The sequence below is a fragment of the Paenibacillus cremeus genome (assembly GCF_007786445.1).
Taxonomy (GTDB): domain Bacteria; phylum Bacillota; class Bacilli; order Paenibacillales; family NBRC-103111; genus Paenibacillus_G; species Paenibacillus_G cremeus.
On record NZ_VNJI01000064.1, the window covers coordinates 1 to 16,548 of the forward strand.

Genomic DNA, 16,548 nt, shown 5'->3' on the forward strand with positions numbered 1-16,548 from the left:
ATAGGAATTCCGCCCCTCGTTTTGATGGTTTTTGTTGCCTCGACAACAACAACTTCCATCTGGAGGTTGCGAATTCCTTTTTTATTTCCTATAAAATCCCCCGATTTTTTCAGGGGTAACTAATTAAGTAATCGGGACCAAGGATGGGTTGGTATAGAATAAGACCGCCTATGATCGACGTAACGGCTGCTACTATAAACAGTACTCCCACAAGAAACGCGCTCTTTTGGATAGAAAAGTTCATTTGCTTGTCTTCTCCTTTCATAAATTCTGAGTGTGATCCCCGTAAAAGAAAACCTCCCCCAAAGGTAAGCTAAAGGCGTGAGCAATGCGAAAAGCCAGTTCAAGAGACGGGGAGTAGTTACCCTTCTCCAGAGCTACAATGGTTTGTCTTGTAACGCCAACCTTGTCAGCCAGCTGCTGTTGGGTCATTTCATGATGGTTGAACCGTAATTTTCGGATGTGATTGCCGACAAGATTTTTGCCCATATTAGACTCCTTTCCTGTAATGGTAAAGCCTGGTTATAGAGCCGGTCACATCGGAAATGAAGCCAGAAGCGATCAGAATCAGGAACATCACTTGAATCGGCTGATCGATGACTAGCGAGCCCATGGCAAGAAGAAAGCCGAGGATAAAAACGAAAAAGGAGTTTCGAAACGCCTTCAAATCAATGAGTTTATCCAGTTCATCTGCAAAGGTGGGTTCCTTTTCTCCGGTCGTGATCCTGAAAATGATATTAAAAATAATGCTGATAATGATATGTGCGACAATGGAAACCAAGGTCAAGATGAGAACGAAGGTACCCCAATAATGAAAGGCAGCCGTCGACTCCAGCCCTCCCTGGGGATACTGCGGGTACATGTACGCACAATAAGACCCGAAAATGAGGATTGCGCTGATCAACGATACGATGCTCTTCTGTTCTTGATAGGTCATGCACTACACCACCTTTACACTTTTTTCTAAGTTAAGTTTGATATACATAATGTAATATATTTCATTCATAATGTAAAGTATGTTTTACATCATATCTGCAAGTCACCCTCTGTTAACGCAAAAAGCACGCATGGCACTTGGCCGTACGTGCTTTACCTCAGTCATTATTACAGCAGCCTTCGCCTTCGTTCAAATGCCCGGACCTCTCGATTTTCGTTTTCAAATATTTCTCGTTAAATTCAGAGACGTCTCCCCACAGCTGAACGCGATCCTCTACATCCAAGCCTGCCTTTCGCAGCGCATCTAATTTTCTTGGATTGTTGGTTATCAATGTGACGGGCTTCGTCCGAAGCGCCTTCAAAACCTTGATGGCATCACTATAATCGCGGGCATCATCAACAAAACCCAGCTGAAGATTAGCATCCACCGTATCAAACCCGTTTTCTTGAAGTATATAAGCGAGAGCTTTACTAAAAAGCCCGATGCCTCTTCCTTCATGATTGGCAAGATAAAATAACGCGCCGCTCCCCTGCTCAGCAATATGCTTCATCGACTGCTTGAGCTGATATCCGCAGTCACATCGCTTGCTGCCAAAAATATCGCCGGTATGACAAATGGAGTGGAACCGGATCAAGGCATGCTCAGCATCGGAAAAATCCCCATGGACAAGCACGCTCGATTGTTGGAGCTCAGCTAAATTCGCGGCAGATAGTTTGGCCACGATCCGTTCAAAATCCTCCGTCACCTCATGGCAATTCAGCCAGCAATACCACTTAAACTCGGCGGTCTCCCCCTCTAAGTTAACCGGCAGCTTAATGGGGCCGACAAGATAGATCGCTCCTTTGTCCGTTTGGATTCGTTGTATTCTCTCTTGTAAAAGCGAGATCACTTTAGGATCAAAGTGCTTTACAGCAGGCATGTATACATCCCCTTTGCATTCCGGATCAGTCCAAATCCTTCTTGTCTTAATATGCGCAAAAAAAGCCCCGTTATGTTTCTCAACATGAAAGGGGGCCAGATTTTAGCTAGACTAATTTCAATTAAATTGCCAGCAGCTTAAGCTCAGGTTTCCGTACTGATAGCTGCGATGAAGCAGCTTGGCTTGACGACTGGAGTCTCCGGCTCCCATCGCGAGCAGCAGCGGAATAAAATGTTCATTCGTCGGTACAGCTTCCTGGGCGTATGGAGCCAATTCCCGATACTGAAACAACGCTTCCGTATCCCATGACTCGAGCTTATTTTGGATCCAGCTGTCGAACTGCTCCGCCCAATCGTCGATCCCATGGGATCGCCAATTCAATCTTCGTAGATTGTGGACGGTGCCACCGCTCCCGATGATCAGAACATCCTGCTCCCTAAGCTCTGCCAACGCCATGCCGATTTGATACTGTACTTTGTTGGACAAATAACGGTTCACGGACAGAGCGATAACCGGGATATCGGCCTCAGGATACAGCAGCTTAAGAACCGCCCAAGCCCCGTGGTCCAGCCCTCTTTTCTCATCCAGAACGCTCGGTATGCCGTGCTTCTCAAACAGCGATTGAACCTGCTCGCTCACCGAGCGATCGCTGTGGGCCGGGTAAGTCATCTGGTAAAGCTCATCCTGAAACCCGCCAAAATCATAAATGGTTTCATAGGTCCCAGCCGCGCTAACACTTTGAACAGGCTCCTCCCAATGCGCGGAGAAGAGTACGATCGCTTTTGGTCTAGGGGTATGGTCCTTGAAGCTCTTGAGTAATTGTGTATATTCGTTATCTTCCAGCACAATGGACGGTGCGCCGTGAGCAAAGAAATAGGAAGGCATCATAAGGTTTCTCACTCCTTGTTTGTAATTAAACCTGCATCCTGCTTGAGCCAGTTCAGTACATCAAGCTGGTTCTCTTCCGATACACCGTGGTCGGTCGGGTATAGTTTGAAGGTCAGAAGCGATGTCCGATCCTGAAAATACGCCGCCGACTCGTGCCCGATCCGAACCGGGAATACGGAATCATACTCTCCATGCGAAACGAATACCGAGACGTCCTTTACGCTCTGCAAGGCATACTCCGTCTTCACAAAATCAGGAACGTACCCGTTCAGCGCAACGATTCCCTTCAGCCGAGCTCCCATCGTAAGCGCAAGCGTCATAGCCAGGATGGCACCTTGGCTAAAGCCGAGTAAATAGCGTTTGCCCGGATCGATCGGGTATTTCTCCGTCGCATAATGAATAAAGGCTTCAAGCTGCTTTACCGCCGTGTCAAACATTTCCCGAATGGGGTTACCCAGACTTTTCAAATCATAGTATTGGTAGCCTGCTCCAAGCGTCAGATTGCCGCGGATACCGATAATGATGAAATCATCTGCCATCGGAGCAACCAAGCCAAACATATTGCGTTCATTGGAGCCCTTGCCATGCAGCGTAAAGACGACAGGATATTTCTTGCCCGGATCCATATTGGCCGGTAAATGTATGTCATATTGATAAGCCGGATTCATGAAAATCCCCTTCCGTAGGAAGCTGATATATTAGTAATAATAAATTAATGTTTATATAACTAATTTAATATAGAACATTCTAGCGTGTCAATAATAATTTTGTTAATATGTAATTATGTTTTGTATTACTAATATTTTAACAAAAGGAGCAATCGGGATGGACATCGGCTCATCAATAAGAGCAATTAGGAAGCGAAAAAATATCACCATTGCCCAAATTTGCGAAGAAACGGGCCTGTCCCAAGGCTTCATGAGTCAGGTCGAAACCAATAAAACCTCCCCCTCCATATCTACTTTGGAAAATATAGCTCAGGCTTTGAAGGTGCCTTTGGCTTATTTGCTGCTGAAGAAAGAACAGCGGATGAATCAAGTGTTGAAGCATGAGCGAAAAATCACGACCAGCGGCCCTGAAAAATTGAAAGTCGAGCATTTGAGCTCCACGAAGAACATGAGGATGATGCTCGTAGAGCTTCCTCCCGGAGCTTCGACCGGTGAAGAGCCTCACGCGCATGAAGGCGAGGAGGTTCATGTTGTCATCCAAGGGAGAATCTACGCTGAGCAAGGGGAAGACGCGGCCGAATTCAGTGAGGGCGATTCGTTCAGCTGGAACGCGTGCACGCCACATTTGGTGAGAAATATTGGTGAGGAAACCGCCACTGTGCTGATTTCGATCTATACGGAGTCCGACAGCGAATGGGATTTGATTTAGCATGCTATAATTGTTAGGTCCAACTTCACTAATTCCGACTATCTGAAATAGGAGAGATAAACACGATGACTACCAAGCTGTACCACGGCGCCGCTTATTATCCAGAGCTCTGGAGTGCTGATGTGATTGAAGAAGACATCCAAATCATGAAGGAAGCAGGCATTAACGTCGTCCGGATCGGCGAGTTCGCTTGGTCCCGTATGGAGCCGGAAGAAGGAAAGATCGATCTTGGCTTCTTTGTCGACATCATAAAGAAAATGCATGAGAACGGCATTGACACGGTGATGTGCACGCCTACGCCTACCCCCCCGATCTGGTTCACCCATGGGCACCCCGAGCGCATGTATGTCGATGAGCATGGCCATACGATGGATCATGGCTCGCGCCAGCATCCATGTACGAACAACCGCTATTTCCGCGAAAAGGCTGCCATCATTACGGAGCATATCGCTAAAGCCGTTGGCCGTCTGCCTGGCCTGATCGGCTGGCAGCTGGATAATGAATTCAAGGCACACGTTGCCGAATGCATGTGCAGCGGCTGCAAAAATCTCTGGCATCAATGGCTGAAGCAGCGCTACGGAACCATCGAAGCGCTGAATTCGGCATGGGGAGCGGATATTTGGAGCGAAGCGTACTTGAGCTTCGAGCAGGTGCCGCAGCCGGGCTTTGCCCCGTTCCTGCATAACTCCTCTCTACGCACAAACTACCAGCGGTTTTCCTTTGAGAAGATCGCCGAGTTCAGCGACGAACAGGCCGACATCATTCGGAAGTATTCCGATATGCCCATCACGCACAACAGCAGCGTCATGTTCCATGTCGACAACGAGCGTTTGTTCAAGAACCTGGACTTCGCTTCCTTCGACACCTACGCGACCTACGATAACACGAAAGCCTACTTGATCAACTGCGATCTATGGCGCAATTTCAAGAAGGGCCGCGATTTCTGGATTATGGAGACGAGTCCATCACACTCCGCCTCACTGGAGAGCTATGCCGTACCTCACCCGAATGGCTATCTGCGCGTTGAAGCTGTAGCCGCGTATGCACTGGGCGCCGAAGCCTTCTGCTACTGGCTGTGGAGACAACAGCGCGCAGGCTGCGAGCAGCCGCATGGCTCCGTCATCAGCAGCTGGGGCAAGCCGACGGTCGGCTTCCTAAACGTGCTCGAGGTCGAGGCGGCACGGAAGGCGATTGAGCCCATCATTACGTCGACGCGCCCTACGCAAGCAGAGGTTGGCATGACCTACTCCGACATATCCAAGGCGTTCCTGAAAACCGAACCGCATCGGAAGCTGCATCACCGCAGCCTGGTGACCGAATTCTACAACCTTATTCTGACCCAGGGCATCCATCGCGATCTGCTCCCGGAGGGCAGCGATCTGAGCGGCTACAAGCTGCTGTTTACGCCGTTCCTCCCTTATTTATCGGACGAGCTTTTGAGCCGGGCTGAAGCTTTCGTTCGCGCGGGCGGCATATGGGTCGTCGGTCCGCTCTCCGGCGGACGTACCGAAGAGCACACCATCCACACCGATGCGGGTCTTGGTAAGCTTGATCAGCTGGCCGGCGTGGCGACGTTGTATACCTACCCGATGGATGGAACAGGCACGATGGGTGAAGCGTTCGGCGTAAGCTCGCCGCTTAGTATGTGGAGCGCCGTGTTCGAGCCTCTGGAAGCGACGGCGGTCGGCACCCTGCAGCAAGGCCTTGCGCCGGACAAAGCCTTCATAACCGAGCGTCGTCTCGGCGAAGGCAAGATCGTCATGCTCGGCTCCATGCCTAGCGGCGAGCAAGGCGAGGTGCTCTTGAAAAAGCTGATCGATCACTATACTACAGATGCAGGTGTAACGCAAAGAACCGACGTCACGAGCGGTACGATCGTTGCGCCAAGGCACGGCAATGGCTTCACCGTCTGGTTTATTGTCAACATGGACGGCAAAGGCGGAAAAGTCACCCTTCCGCAGGGAGGTCTGGACCTCCTGTCTGGTGAACACGTTCCAGCCGGAACAATGGAGCTCGGACGATATGAATTCCGTACGATTCGCTTAGCCGCGAAGACGATATAAAAGGTCCGGCTGCTAATCTCAATGTAGAATTGATAAAGGACTCCAGATTTCGATAAAATCGATCTGGAGCCCTTTGTATGTTGTCAGAATTGGTGAGAAAAGTCTGCTCAGCATCTTGATCAATGAATATCCTTCTTTTTGAAGCGGCCGCCCTTTACGTCATGAATATTGCCTACAGCCAGGAAAGCCGAAGAATCCATCTCATCAACAATCGATTTCAGCTTAGCTTCTTCAAGCCTCGTAATTACGCAAAAAATAACCTTTTTATCGGAGCCTGTAAATCCTCCTTCGCCGTTTAAATAGGTCACTCCCCGTCCCAGCCGCTTAACGATAGCCTCTCCAATTTCATTATAACTATCGCTAATAATCCAGACAGATTTGGATTGGTCAAGTCCTTCAATCGTAATGTCGATCAGTTTAAACGCAATGTAATAAGCAATTAATGAATACATCGCATGATCCCAACCAAATACGAAGCCTGCACTCCCCAAAATAAATACATTCACAAACATCACGATCTCACCAACGGAAAAAGGACCTTTCTTGCTTACAAGGATGGCCACGATTTCCGTTCCATCTAGAGACCCGCCCGATCTGATTACCATTCCCACACCGATTCCCAAAATGATACCTCCAAATACAGCAGCCAAGAGAGGATCAATCGTCAAAGGCGGTACAGGTATGAGAAGGCTTGTGCCGACTGACATCATAAGCACAGCGAAAAGGGTTGACAGCGCAAAGGTCTTACCAATTTGTTTATAGCCTATGATCAGAAAAGGTAAATTTAAAAGCGTTAGAAATACTCCTAAGGGCACATTCGTTTCATGAGCCAAAATAATAGAAATGCCTGTGACCCCGCCGTCGATGATGTTATTAGGAACCAGGAATATTTCCAGTCCGACTGAAAAAAGCCCCGCACCAATCATCATAAATACGATTCGACGTAGTAATTTTAGCCGCTTCATTTTTGGATGTGTAGCCATTTGTCCCATAATTTCCATATTATCCCTCCCAAAATAAAAAGATGGAGCCTGATTTGACAGACTCCACCTTTAATTACCGTATTGTATTCATATATTAATTATAGGGTAAATCGGCTTAAAGTTCAAATTTAGACTTTTTCCAATCGGCTGCGAATTTTTCGATACCTTGATCGGTCAGCGGATGCTTGGCGATTTGTTCGATGACGGAAAAAGGAATGGTTGCAATATGCGCGCCTGCCATCGCAACACGAGTCACGTGATCCGGATGGCGTACGGACGCCGCAATAATCTGTGCTTCCAGGTTATGAATACGGAACACTTCGGCAACTTTCGAGACGAGCTGGACGCCGTCCTCCGAAATATCATCCAAGCGGCCAAGAAACGGCGAGACATAAGTAGCGCCCGCACGAGCAGCCAGCAATGCCTGGTTCACGGTAAAAATCAGCGTAACATTCGTTTTTACGCCTTTATCGCTGAGATAACGGCAAGCTTCCAGTCCGTCGAGTGTCATCGGCAGCTTGATCGTGATGTTTTTATCATAATTATTGATTTTGATGAGCTCGTTGGCTTGCGCAATCATCTCCTCAGCGGTCAGAGCGTCCGGCGTAACTTCAGCGGATACGGATTCAACCTTCGGCACAGCCTGCAGAATCTCAGCAATTCGATCCTCGAATTTCACGCCTTCTTTAGCGACCAGGGAAGGATTCGTCGTGACGCCGGACAAGATGCCGACTTTATAAGCTTTTTGGATGTCTGCCAGGTTGGCGGTATCGATAAAATATTTCATAGGGAATTACCTCCTAGAGTGGATTGATTAGTTGTTAATTAATAGTTTCGTCAGCTGAACTACATTCGGAACGGAAAAACCAAAGGATTCCATGACCGCCCCGCCTGGGCCGGATGCGCCGAACGTATCGATCGACAACACGATCCCGCTCGCCCCTGCGTAACGGTCCCAGCCTAACGAGATCCCTGCTTCGATGGCTACCCGCTTGCTAACGGAATCGGGAAGGACGCTTTGTTTATAGTCTTCGGATTGGCGATCGAACAGCTCTCTGCAAGGCATGGCAACGACTCGCACCGAAACGTTGTCCCGTTCCAGCTCCGTTTTGGCGTTCATGGCTAGAGCTACCTCAGATCCGGTTGCCATCAATATCACATCCGGATGCAGGTTCGTTTCTGCCAGCACGTAGGCGCCTTTGGCTAGCGCTTTGATATTGGCTTTGGTCGCCTCAAACACGGGCAAGTTCTGTCGGCTCAGCACGAGGGCTACTGGACCCTCACTTCGCTGCAGCGCATAAGCCCATGCACTTGCCGTTTCATTGGCATCCGCCGGCCGAATCACAGTAAGCCCCGGAATCGTGCGCAGTGCCGCCAGTTGTTCAACAGGCTCATGCGTTGGCCCGTCTTCCCCCACCGCGATGGAATCGTGAGTAAATACATAAATCAAGGGCAGCTTTTGAAGCGCGGCAAGCCGAATGGACGGACGCAAATAATCGCTGAACACGAAGAAGGTACTTACAAAAGGTTTAACGCCTCCATGCAAGGCCATGCCATTTCCGGCTGCGCCCATTGCATGCTCGCGAACGCCGAAATATACATTGCGCCCTGAGTAGGAGTCTACGGCGAATTTTTGCTCCCCTTTGATATCCGTCATCGTAGAATGCGATAAATCCGCGCTCCCGCCAAAAATCGAAGGAACGATGCTCACGTAATGATTAATCGCCTCTCCGCTTGCTACGCGAGTAGACAAGCTTTTGGACGTATCGAACGTAAGGATATCTTCATCATTCAATGCTACGAAGCCTTCGAGCATTTGCTCCAATTCAGTTCCCTGCTGAGGAAAGTTCACTTTATAAGCGTTAACCAATTGATTCCAATTCTCTTCTTTGCTCCCGCCGTTCTGCTTCAGCTGCTCGAAGTGGGCTCTGACTTCCTTCGGAACCGTAAATTCTTCCTCGTACTTCCATCCATAAGCCTCTTTAGTTGCCTTCGCCTCTTCAAGGCCAAGGGGATTGCCATGGACTTTGTTCGTTCCTGCCGCCTTGCTGCCGTAGCCGATCACTGTCCGAACTTCAATCAGCGTCGGTTGGGAATCGTTTTGCTTGGCTGCTGCGATGGCGCCCGCAATGTGCGAAACATCGTTACCGTCCTCCACCCGGATATATTCCCAATTCACCGATTCGGCTCTCTTTTTCATATCTTCGCCGAAGCTTAGGTTGAGCGCTCCATCCAAGGAAATGTCGTTGGAATCGTACAGGACGATTAATTTGCCCAGCTTCATATGTCCGGCCATAGACATCGCCTCGTAGGAGATGCCTTCCATTAGACATCCGTCGCCGACCAGCGCGTACGTATAATGATCAATCACCGGGAAGCCAGGTTGATTGAATTTCGAAGCCAGATGCGCTTCGGCCATTGCCATGCCGACGGCCATGGCAATCCCTTGTCCCAGAGGTCCCGTTGTCGCCTCTACCCCATCCGTGTGCCCATATTCGGGATGTCCGGGCGTTTTGCTGTTCAACTTGCGAAATTGTTTTAAATCTTCCAACGACACCTGGTATCCGGACAGATGCAAGAGGCTATAAAGTAAAGCCGAACCGTGGCCCGCAGATAGGACGAAGCGGTCGCGGTTGAACCACTTGGGATTGCCCGGATGATGATTCATCAGCTTGGACCAAAGGACATAAGCCATCGGCGCAGCTCCCATCGGAAGCCCAGGATGTCCGGAATTGGCACGGTTTACAGCGTCGATCGACAACGTTCTGATCGTATCGATCGCCAGTTGATCAATGGTTTGCGTGACAGGCATATCGTTCTCCTTTATCAATGTGATGGCTTGCTCTAGTATCACTTTCGTAATTCCACTATAATACAGTTCAAGGTCATACACGTAATAAATAGAATTGACAGGGGATATAGAACGCATCTATGAACAATAATTACGAATTGTACAAAGTCTTTTATTGGGCCGCTACGACAGGCAGCTTGACTCAGGCCGCCAAGGCACTGTATCTCACACAACCAAGCGTCAGCCATGCAATCAAACAGCTTGAAGAAAGCTTTGGTATCACCTTATTTTACCGGAATTCCAAAGGCGTCACGCTGACGAGAGAGGGCGAAGCTTTATATTCTTATATCGGGCAGTCGCAGAACTTTATTACTTTAGCGGAAGAAAAGATGGCCGCACTAAAAAATTTGGATAACGGAGAATTACGGATTGGCGGCAGCGATTCGCTGTTCAAGCATTATTTGCTCCCGTATTTGGAGGACTTTCATCAGAAGTATCCCGGCATTCGGCTTCAACTAAACCATGGGACGACGCCGGAAATCATCACGTTCTTGAAAGAAGGCAAAATTGATTTTGGGGTAGTACGTATGCCCATTGTCGATCCGCTGCTTGATGTAAAAGAAAGTCTCCAGCTGCAGGACTGCTTTGTTGCCGGTTCCAACTACGCTGACCTTAAGGGGACCGTTCTATCCCTGGACAGGCTGCTTCAGCATCCGGTTATTCTCTTTTCCCGCAACAGCCGGGCACGAATGACCATAACGGAACTGTTTCAAAGCTATGGCTTGCAGCTAAAGCCTGCCATCGAGGTCGGGAGTGTTGATCTTCTGATTGAGTTTGCACGCAAAGGGCTTGGGATTTCTTACGTAGCTAGGGAATTTGTTACGAAGGAGCTGGATGAAGGCTCTCTGTTCGAAATTCAATTGGATGTCCCTCTCCCCCCCTCACAGGTGGGAATTATGATTATGAGGAACATGCCGCTGTCCGTTTCGGCGAGCAAATTTATGGAGCTCGCTCGGCATACGGATATGCGTTAACTCTGGTCCGTTAGATTCGGCAAGGTCCCACATACGGAACGGAAAATCTTTGTACTAGGCTAGTAGGAATCTCCCGTAATTCGCCGAATTTTAAAATACGGGAGGTGACCATATATGCAAATGATTCCGGTTTCATCCGTCAATATACACTCGATCGGCTACGATCGAACATTATACAAGCTTTATATCCGATTTCACACGGGCGCTACCTACATTTACCTTGAAGTTCCCAGTCACGTGCACGCCGAATTAATGAACGCGGGCTCTAAAGGCGGTTATTACGCGGACTTTATCAAGGAGCGATACCGCTTATGTACTATGAGTTTCTGATTTCTATATTTGGGGAGGGTGTCTGTTGGACAGTAACAGAACAAACATTATAGGCGGTCGTGAGGTTGGTGCCATCTCGGTCGATATGGATCCGAGTGCAGTTCATGAAACAAACAGCTTATTTTGGGATACAAAAGGAAATGATGTTTTAGGAGCCACCTCGCTTCCTTTTTATGGAGCTTTTGTCTCAGAAGAAAATTGCCAGCTTTTTGGCGATGTTTCAGGAAAAAAGATGCTGGAAATCGGCTGTGGAAGCGGTCAATCCTTGCAATATCTGGGGGAACGCAAAGCGTCTGAACTATGGGGTATGGATCTATCAGAAAACCAAATCGAAAAGACACGGCAGCATTTGACGGCGTGTGGTCTTTCAGCAAAATTAATCTGTTCTCCCATGGAAGAAGAATGCGGCATACCAGAGGATTATTTTGACTTTGTTTATTCGGTTTATGCGATAGGCTGGACAACCGACCTTGAGGGTACTTTTCGCCGAATTGCTTCTTATCTAAAAAAAGACGGCGTATTTATTTTCAGTTGGTCTCACCCTATACACAAATGTGTTTCTGCAGAAAATAATACGCTTGTTTTTAAAAAGTGTTATTTCGATGAATCTTGGTATTCGGTATCTCTCGACGAAAGTACGCTAACATTGTCGGACCGTACACTATCAACCTATGTGAATGCGTTGGCAAAAGCGGGATTTGTCATTGAACAAATGGTTGAGCAGTCTGATGATGAAATTTTGCAATCGCGGTCAAACAGCCATTTTGCAAAAAAAGCAAAGATGCTTCCTGTAACTTTTGTAATCAAAGCAAGAAAACTCTAATGTAGTGGAAATCAAGAAAATTGAAAACGCTTAAACGATAGTGTATTCGTTCTGGAAAAGAAAAAGACATCAACCCACAAGGAAGATGTCTTTTTCTTTTCATTGAGCTTTTGCGTACACGCGTTTAACGTAGAAGGAATGGCGTTTTTCAATTTCATTTTCTCTAAACAATTCTTTATCCACTTTTACAACAACCTTACGTACACGGGCTGGAACACCTTGTGATAACCCTGGCCTGTGAATGTCTTCCGGAAATAAAACTACAAGCATCCCCGGAATAAGTCTTAACTGAGTTTCGTTAGGGACCTCGATATATAATGCACAGTCATTCTCAAAATCGAAGGCCTTCCCAATAATGCTCGCAGCCCAGAGGGGGAGTGAAGATTCACAAAGCGTTTTTCTGAGATGTTTCATAAATAAATAAAAATAACGGTGCCGCGAACCCGCTGCTCCGTTATCAGTGTTTCAGGATGAATGATCTCATGACAAACGAACTTATGTTCCTAGAACATTTCCCAAGCTCAAGCTTCGATCCCCTTTGCTAAAACAAATCATGGAGATCCAGCTTAGAAGCCGCAGTATTCCCCTTCAAAAAGTATTCATATTGGCCGAGCCTCTCCAGCGCCTCTTTGTCGGGCAGCCATACCCACTCGTCAATTTCCGTTTGGCAACGATGAGCCCGAAACGCAGCGAGCTTCGCTTCCAAATAAGCCTGAACGTCGATTTTGATAACATCCTTATGGGTATACCCAAACCGCTCTGGATGTTTCATCGCATCACCGAACGTAATGAAATATAAAGTGCTGCGATGTCCTGTTCGCCTAGAAGCGGCAGTCGTTGCTTTACCGATCGCACAATGATCCGGATGTCCACCCAGTTTTTCGTGAAAAGTAAGCACTACATCAGGGTCAATCTCGTGGATGAGAGCTGATACCCGTGCAATCAGGCTCTCCTCATCAGTAAACTCCACCGTCTTGTCACGGATATCAAAAAAAAGAAGCTTCCGGATGCCCAGGCAGGTACAGGCTTGCCGCAGCTCCAATTCACGGGCAGCAGGCATCGATTCCCGATTAAGATAAGGCGGATTTCCCATGCGTCGTCCCATTTCCCCTCGCGTGGCGCTAACCAGCGTTATCTCCATCCCCTCACTGGCGTATTTTGCGAGTGTACCTCCACAGATAAACGACTCGTCGTCAGGATGGGCAAAAACCGCAAGGATCTTTCGCGTGGCTTTATCAAGGCTATTCATTCCGGAAACGGCTCCTTTCCTAAGTGAAGGGCAACATTCATCCGACCTCTATCGTCATAGCCGGCCAACAATAGCCGATTCTCATCTCCCTCATAATGCGTGAGCGCCTCCATTCGCAGCCAACCATGCCCATCGAATCGAAGAGCCACACGATAAGGGCCTTCCCCCGCTATAAACGAATCGGTAACATTGACCTTAAAATTACGTACAAATACGAATGAAGTTGCCTCGCTGTGGATATAGACATCTGCCCCGATGAAGCCCCGCAGCTCTGCCTCAACCTTGGATTTGCTTATTTTGATCATCTGCGCCTATTCTCCCCTCATGACTCATGACTAAGAATATGAAATTAAAGTCCTCTCAACCATTTCAATGAAACATAATAATATTATAGCCGTCCGTTCTTTATTCTCAACATATTACATTCTCTAAGAGTTTCTAAAGATGTACCCAATGCATATTATTCCCATATTTAGGGATGATAAATTGAAAGTACATGATGTTACTTGCAGGAGACTTGACTATGGGATTTTTACGTAACTTCCTCCGCGGCAAGCGACAAGCTCCCATTATGCAGCAGGCCAATGAGGAAGTATTGCAGCGGCTTAGCATGGACATCGATAAAAATTTAGCCGATGTAAAAATGCTCTTTCCTCTCACCCCCGGGCTCATGATCCGTGAATTCGAAATCAAATCTACCGGCAGGCGGGGAGCCCTTGTATACCTGGACGAATTAACGGATCAGCAAATGATCCACCATCAAATCCTTTCACCGTTGATGCAGGAACAATCCGGTGACACGGACGTAGAGTCCATCCTATCCATAGGGATGATCCAGCGGGCGTACGATCTAAACCAAGTGGAAAAAGCCATTGTGCAGGGGAAAAGTGTTTTATACATCGATGGGCTGAATACCGTCATGCTCTTTCATACCCATGGCTGGCCGAAGAGGGCCATTGAGGAGCCGCAGGTGGAAGCGGCCTTGAAGGGATCCCATTTAGGCTTCGTTGAGACCTCCAGCCAAAATATCGCTATGATCCGCAGATATATTCCAAACCGGGAGCTCAAAGTGAAAGAGTACCGTGTGGGTATACGAGGCGAAGCAGGAGTCAGCTTGTTGTTCCTGGCGGATGTTGTAAATCCGGAGCTTGTTCTCGAGCTGGAAACCCGGTTACAAAGCCTGGATGTAGATGCCATAATTAATACCGGTGAACTGGAAGAGCTGATCGAGGATCATCCTTACTCTCCTTTTCCACAGTTTATCACGACGGAGCGGCCGGATTCCGCTGCCTCACATATTCTGCAGGGGAGAATTGCGCTTATCATGGATCGATCCCCGGGCGCCCTGATCGCTCCGGTTACTTTCGCTTCGTTCTTCCAAAGTGTAGATGACTATACTTTCAGCTGGCAGGTCGGGAGCTTTTTGCGGCTTTTAAGATTTTCCGCATTTTTTATCACCATTTTCCTGCCTGCGATTTATATTGCGGTCATTTCCTTTAACTTTGAAATCATTCCCTTGCAGCTGCTGTTGTCCATCGGTGAATCTAGGGCCAACGTTCCGTTCGCGCCCATACTGGAAGCGCTTATTATGGAGATTAGCCTGGAAATGCTGAAGGAAGCCGGAGTTCGCCTGCCGGCCCCGATCGGTCAATCCGTCGGTATCGTTGGCGCGATTATCATTGGGCAGGCTACCGTCCAAGCGGGGCTTGTGAGCAACATCATGGTGGTGGTTGTCGCGTTGACCGGCATGGCCTCGTTTATCATCCCGAATCAGGATATGTCTACCGCGATCCGATTGATTCGATTTCCAATGATGATCCTTGCGTTTTTATTCGGGCTTCTCGGGGTCGGAGTCGGGCTCATGATATTGTTGGGCCACCTGATTTCATTGCAATCGCTAAGCACACCGTATATAAAGCTCAGCGATCCACCGAAGTTTCTTAATTTAAGGGATTCCCTTGTACGATTGCCGCTGCAGTATGTGAAGAAGCGACCCTCGAGTACCAAACCATCCAAGGTCAATAAACAGGAAGCAGATCATCCGAAGGGTGATGGTGGATGAAGAAGGTTAAGCCAATCGAGATTTCACAATATCAATTTATTACTTTGATTTTTGGCTCCCAAGTGGGGATCGGAGTGTTGTCCTTACCTTCGGATTTGGCTAAAATTTCCGGAACGGACAGCTGGATAGCCATTCTGGCCGGTTGGATTCTCGCGGTGATCGCCAGTGTGATGATCATTCAAGTCATGAAAAAGCATCCTGAAGAAACCTTGTATGATCTCATCCCCCGATATTTCGGTAAGGTGATGGGCAAGGCAATTAACATCTGCATCGCCTTCTATTTTTATTTCGCTTTTTTCACGAGCTTCTTTGCCTCCGTGTCCATCATGCAATTGGAGCTTTTACCCAAGACACCCGATTACGCGCTGGTGATTCTCTTTGCTGTGCCTGTCTATCTCATCCTTCGACATCATGCGGGTGTCTTGGCCAGATATTCGCAGGCCACGTTTGGAATGTTCCTTTGGCTGCTCGCCTTGTATGTAATCCCATTAAAAGATGCCGTTTGGCTGCATTTGCTGCCTGTCATCAAAGAAGGCTGGATGCCTGTGCTAAACAGCATGAAAACGACTACGCTTTCTTACTTGGGCTTTGAAACGGCGTTTATTTTTTATCCTTTCTTAAAGAACAAATCAGCCGCGGTCAAAGGTGTGATCATCGGAAACACGCTAACCATGCTTTTATATTTAATTGTAACGATTGTTTGTATCGTTTCTTTCTCACCAAAGGGGATCTTAACCATAGGTCTCCCCACGCTGAAAATTGTGAAGGTCGTTGAGTTTCGTTTTCTGGAGCGGTTTGAGATTATTTTTTTGGTGATGTACCTCTTTTTGCTGTCAAAGGTGTGGATGTTCAATCTGTATTGCGGGCTGGTCGGATCAAGTCACGTGCTGGGCAAAGCGGATCACAGACCTCATTTGGTCGTATGCCTGGTATGCCTCATTGCTTTGTCGTTATTCTATTCTCCCGAATTCGATGAGATTGATCGCTTTAAGTCGATCTGGAGTCATATGGGGACTTATTTTGCGTTTGCACTCCCTCTTTTCCTGCTCGTGTTTACACGATCCATGGACCGGCTTAGAAAGGAGAGCTAGG

18 protein-coding genes are annotated in these 16,548 nt (G+C 47.9%); 7 read left to right on the forward strand and 11 right to left on the reverse strand.

The features are described from left to right. Positions 1-261 precede the first annotated feature (261 nt). The 5 genes from FPZ49_RS31185 to FPZ49_RS31205 form a co-directional block, all read right to left on the reverse strand. Positions 262-489 (reverse strand): helix-turn-helix transcriptional regulator, encoded by a 228-nt coding sequence (locus FPZ49_RS31185; protein WP_144854255.1) that lies wholly within the window; start codon positions 487-489, stop codon positions 262-264. Between the two features lies 1 nt (position 490). Then, a complete protein-coding gene (locus tag FPZ49_RS31190) occupies positions 491-937 on the reverse strand; it encodes a hypothetical protein (RefSeq protein WP_144854256.1) in 447 nt (148 codons plus the stop codon). A gap of 157 nt (positions 938-1,094) precedes the next feature. Further along, positions 1,095-1,856: a GTP cyclohydrolase II gene (locus tag FPZ49_RS31195; RefSeq protein ID WP_144854257.1), complete on the reverse strand. Its 762-nt coding sequence runs from the start codon at positions 1,854-1,856 to the stop codon at positions 1,095-1,097. Positions 1,857-1,973: 117 nt separating this feature from the next. Beyond that, positions 1,974-2,744, reverse strand: a complete 771-nt coding sequence (locus tag FPZ49_RS31200; protein ID WP_144854258.1) for a DODA-type extradiol aromatic ring-opening family dioxygenase — start codon at positions 2,742-2,744, stop codon at positions 1,974-1,976. A gap of 8 nt (positions 2,745-2,752) precedes the next feature. Beyond that, entirely contained in the window at positions 2,753-3,412 is a 660-nt protein-coding gene (locus tag FPZ49_RS31205; RefSeq protein WP_144854259.1) for an alpha/beta hydrolase, read from the reverse strand. 157 nt (positions 3,413-3,569) lie between these two features. Here FPZ49_RS31205 and FPZ49_RS31210 point away from each other — a divergent pair, with 157 nt between their 5' ends. Both FPZ49_RS31210 and FPZ49_RS31215 read left to right on the forward strand, forming a co-directional pair. After that, positions 3,570-4,121 (forward strand): helix-turn-helix domain-containing protein, encoded by a 552-nt coding sequence (locus tag FPZ49_RS31210; RefSeq protein ID WP_144854260.1) that lies wholly within the window; start codon positions 3,570-3,572, stop codon positions 4,119-4,121. Between the two features lie 65 nt (positions 4,122-4,186). Continuing rightward, positions 4,187-6,184 (forward strand): beta-galactosidase, encoded by a 1,998-nt coding sequence (locus FPZ49_RS31215; RefSeq protein ID WP_144854261.1) that lies wholly within the window; start codon positions 4,187-4,189, stop codon positions 6,182-6,184. 119 nt (positions 6,185-6,303) lie between these two features. Here the strand turns inward: FPZ49_RS31215 and FPZ49_RS31220 are convergent, their stop codons facing one another. The 3 genes from FPZ49_RS31220 to tkt all read right to left on the reverse strand — a co-directional run bounded on the left by FPZ49_RS31220 (position 6,304) and on the right by tkt (position 9,979). Continuing rightward, positions 6,304-7,176 (reverse strand): YitT family protein, encoded by an 873-nt coding sequence (locus FPZ49_RS31220; protein WP_391563892.1) that lies wholly within the window; start codon positions 7,174-7,176, stop codon positions 6,304-6,306. Positions 7,177-7,282: 106 nt separating this feature from the next. Further along, a complete protein-coding gene (fsa, locus tag FPZ49_RS31225; protein WP_144854263.1) occupies positions 7,283-7,954 on the reverse strand; it encodes a fructose-6-phosphate aldolase in 672 nt (223 codons plus the stop codon). A gap of 27 nt (positions 7,955-7,981) precedes the next feature. After that, complete coding sequence (gene tkt / locus FPZ49_RS31230) at positions 7,982-9,979, reverse strand: transketolase (RefSeq protein WP_144854264.1); 1,998 nt, start codon at positions 9,977-9,979, stop codon at positions 7,982-7,984. 119 nt (positions 9,980-10,098) lie between these two features. Here tkt and FPZ49_RS31235 point away from each other — a divergent pair, with 119 nt between their 5' ends. The 3 genes from FPZ49_RS31235 (at position 10,099) to FPZ49_RS31245 (ending at position 12,145) form a co-directional block, all read left to right on the forward strand. Further along, entirely contained in the window at positions 10,099-10,992 is an 894-nt protein-coding gene (locus FPZ49_RS31235; RefSeq protein WP_144854265.1) for a LysR family transcriptional regulator, read from the forward strand. Positions 10,993-11,112: 120 nt separating this feature from the next. Next, positions 11,113-11,322: a KTSC domain-containing protein gene (locus tag FPZ49_RS37735; protein ID WP_391563893.1), complete on the forward strand. Its 210-nt coding sequence runs from the start codon at positions 11,113-11,115 to the stop codon at positions 11,320-11,322. An 85-nt stretch (positions 11,323-11,407) separates the two neighbouring features. After that, positions 11,408-12,145: a class I SAM-dependent methyltransferase gene (locus tag FPZ49_RS31245; RefSeq protein ID WP_144854290.1), complete on the forward strand. Its 738-nt coding sequence runs from the start codon at positions 11,408-11,410 to the stop codon at positions 12,143-12,145. A gap of 99 nt (positions 12,146-12,244) precedes the next feature. On the opposite strand, the gene FPZ49_RS31250 is transcribed toward FPZ49_RS31245, so the two are convergent. The 3 genes from FPZ49_RS31250 to FPZ49_RS31260 all read right to left on the reverse strand — a co-directional run bounded on the left by FPZ49_RS31250 (position 12,245) and on the right by FPZ49_RS31260 (position 13,699). Then, a complete protein-coding gene (locus FPZ49_RS31250) occupies positions 12,245-12,559 on the reverse strand; it encodes a YhcH/YjgK/YiaL family protein (RefSeq protein ID WP_144854267.1) in 315 nt (104 codons plus the stop codon). A gap of 127 nt (positions 12,560-12,686) precedes the next feature. Then, on the reverse strand, positions 12,687-13,394 hold the full coding sequence (locus tag FPZ49_RS31255; RefSeq protein ID WP_144854268.1) for a PIG-L family deacetylase: 708 nt from the start codon (positions 13,392-13,394) through the stop codon (positions 12,687-12,689). Continuing rightward, positions 13,391-13,699: a DUF1806 family protein gene (locus FPZ49_RS31260; RefSeq protein WP_144854269.1), complete on the reverse strand. Its 309-nt coding sequence runs from the start codon at positions 13,697-13,699 to the stop codon at positions 13,391-13,393. The genes FPZ49_RS31255 and FPZ49_RS31260 overlap by 4 nt, the downstream gene beginning before the upstream one ends. Before the next feature lie 218 nt (positions 13,700-13,917). On the opposite strand from FPZ49_RS31260, the gene FPZ49_RS31265 reads away from it, so the two are divergent. Further along, on the forward strand, positions 13,918-15,456 hold the full coding sequence (locus FPZ49_RS31265) for a spore germination protein (protein WP_144854270.1): 1,539 nt from the start codon (positions 13,918-13,920) through the stop codon (positions 15,454-15,456). Beyond that, positions 15,453-16,547 (forward strand): GerAB/ArcD/ProY family transporter, encoded by a 1,095-nt coding sequence (locus FPZ49_RS31270; RefSeq protein WP_144854271.1) that lies wholly within the window; start codon positions 15,453-15,455, stop codon positions 16,545-16,547. Before FPZ49_RS31265 ends, FPZ49_RS31270 begins: the two co-directional genes overlap by 4 nt. Position 16,548: the final 1 nt, after the last annotated feature.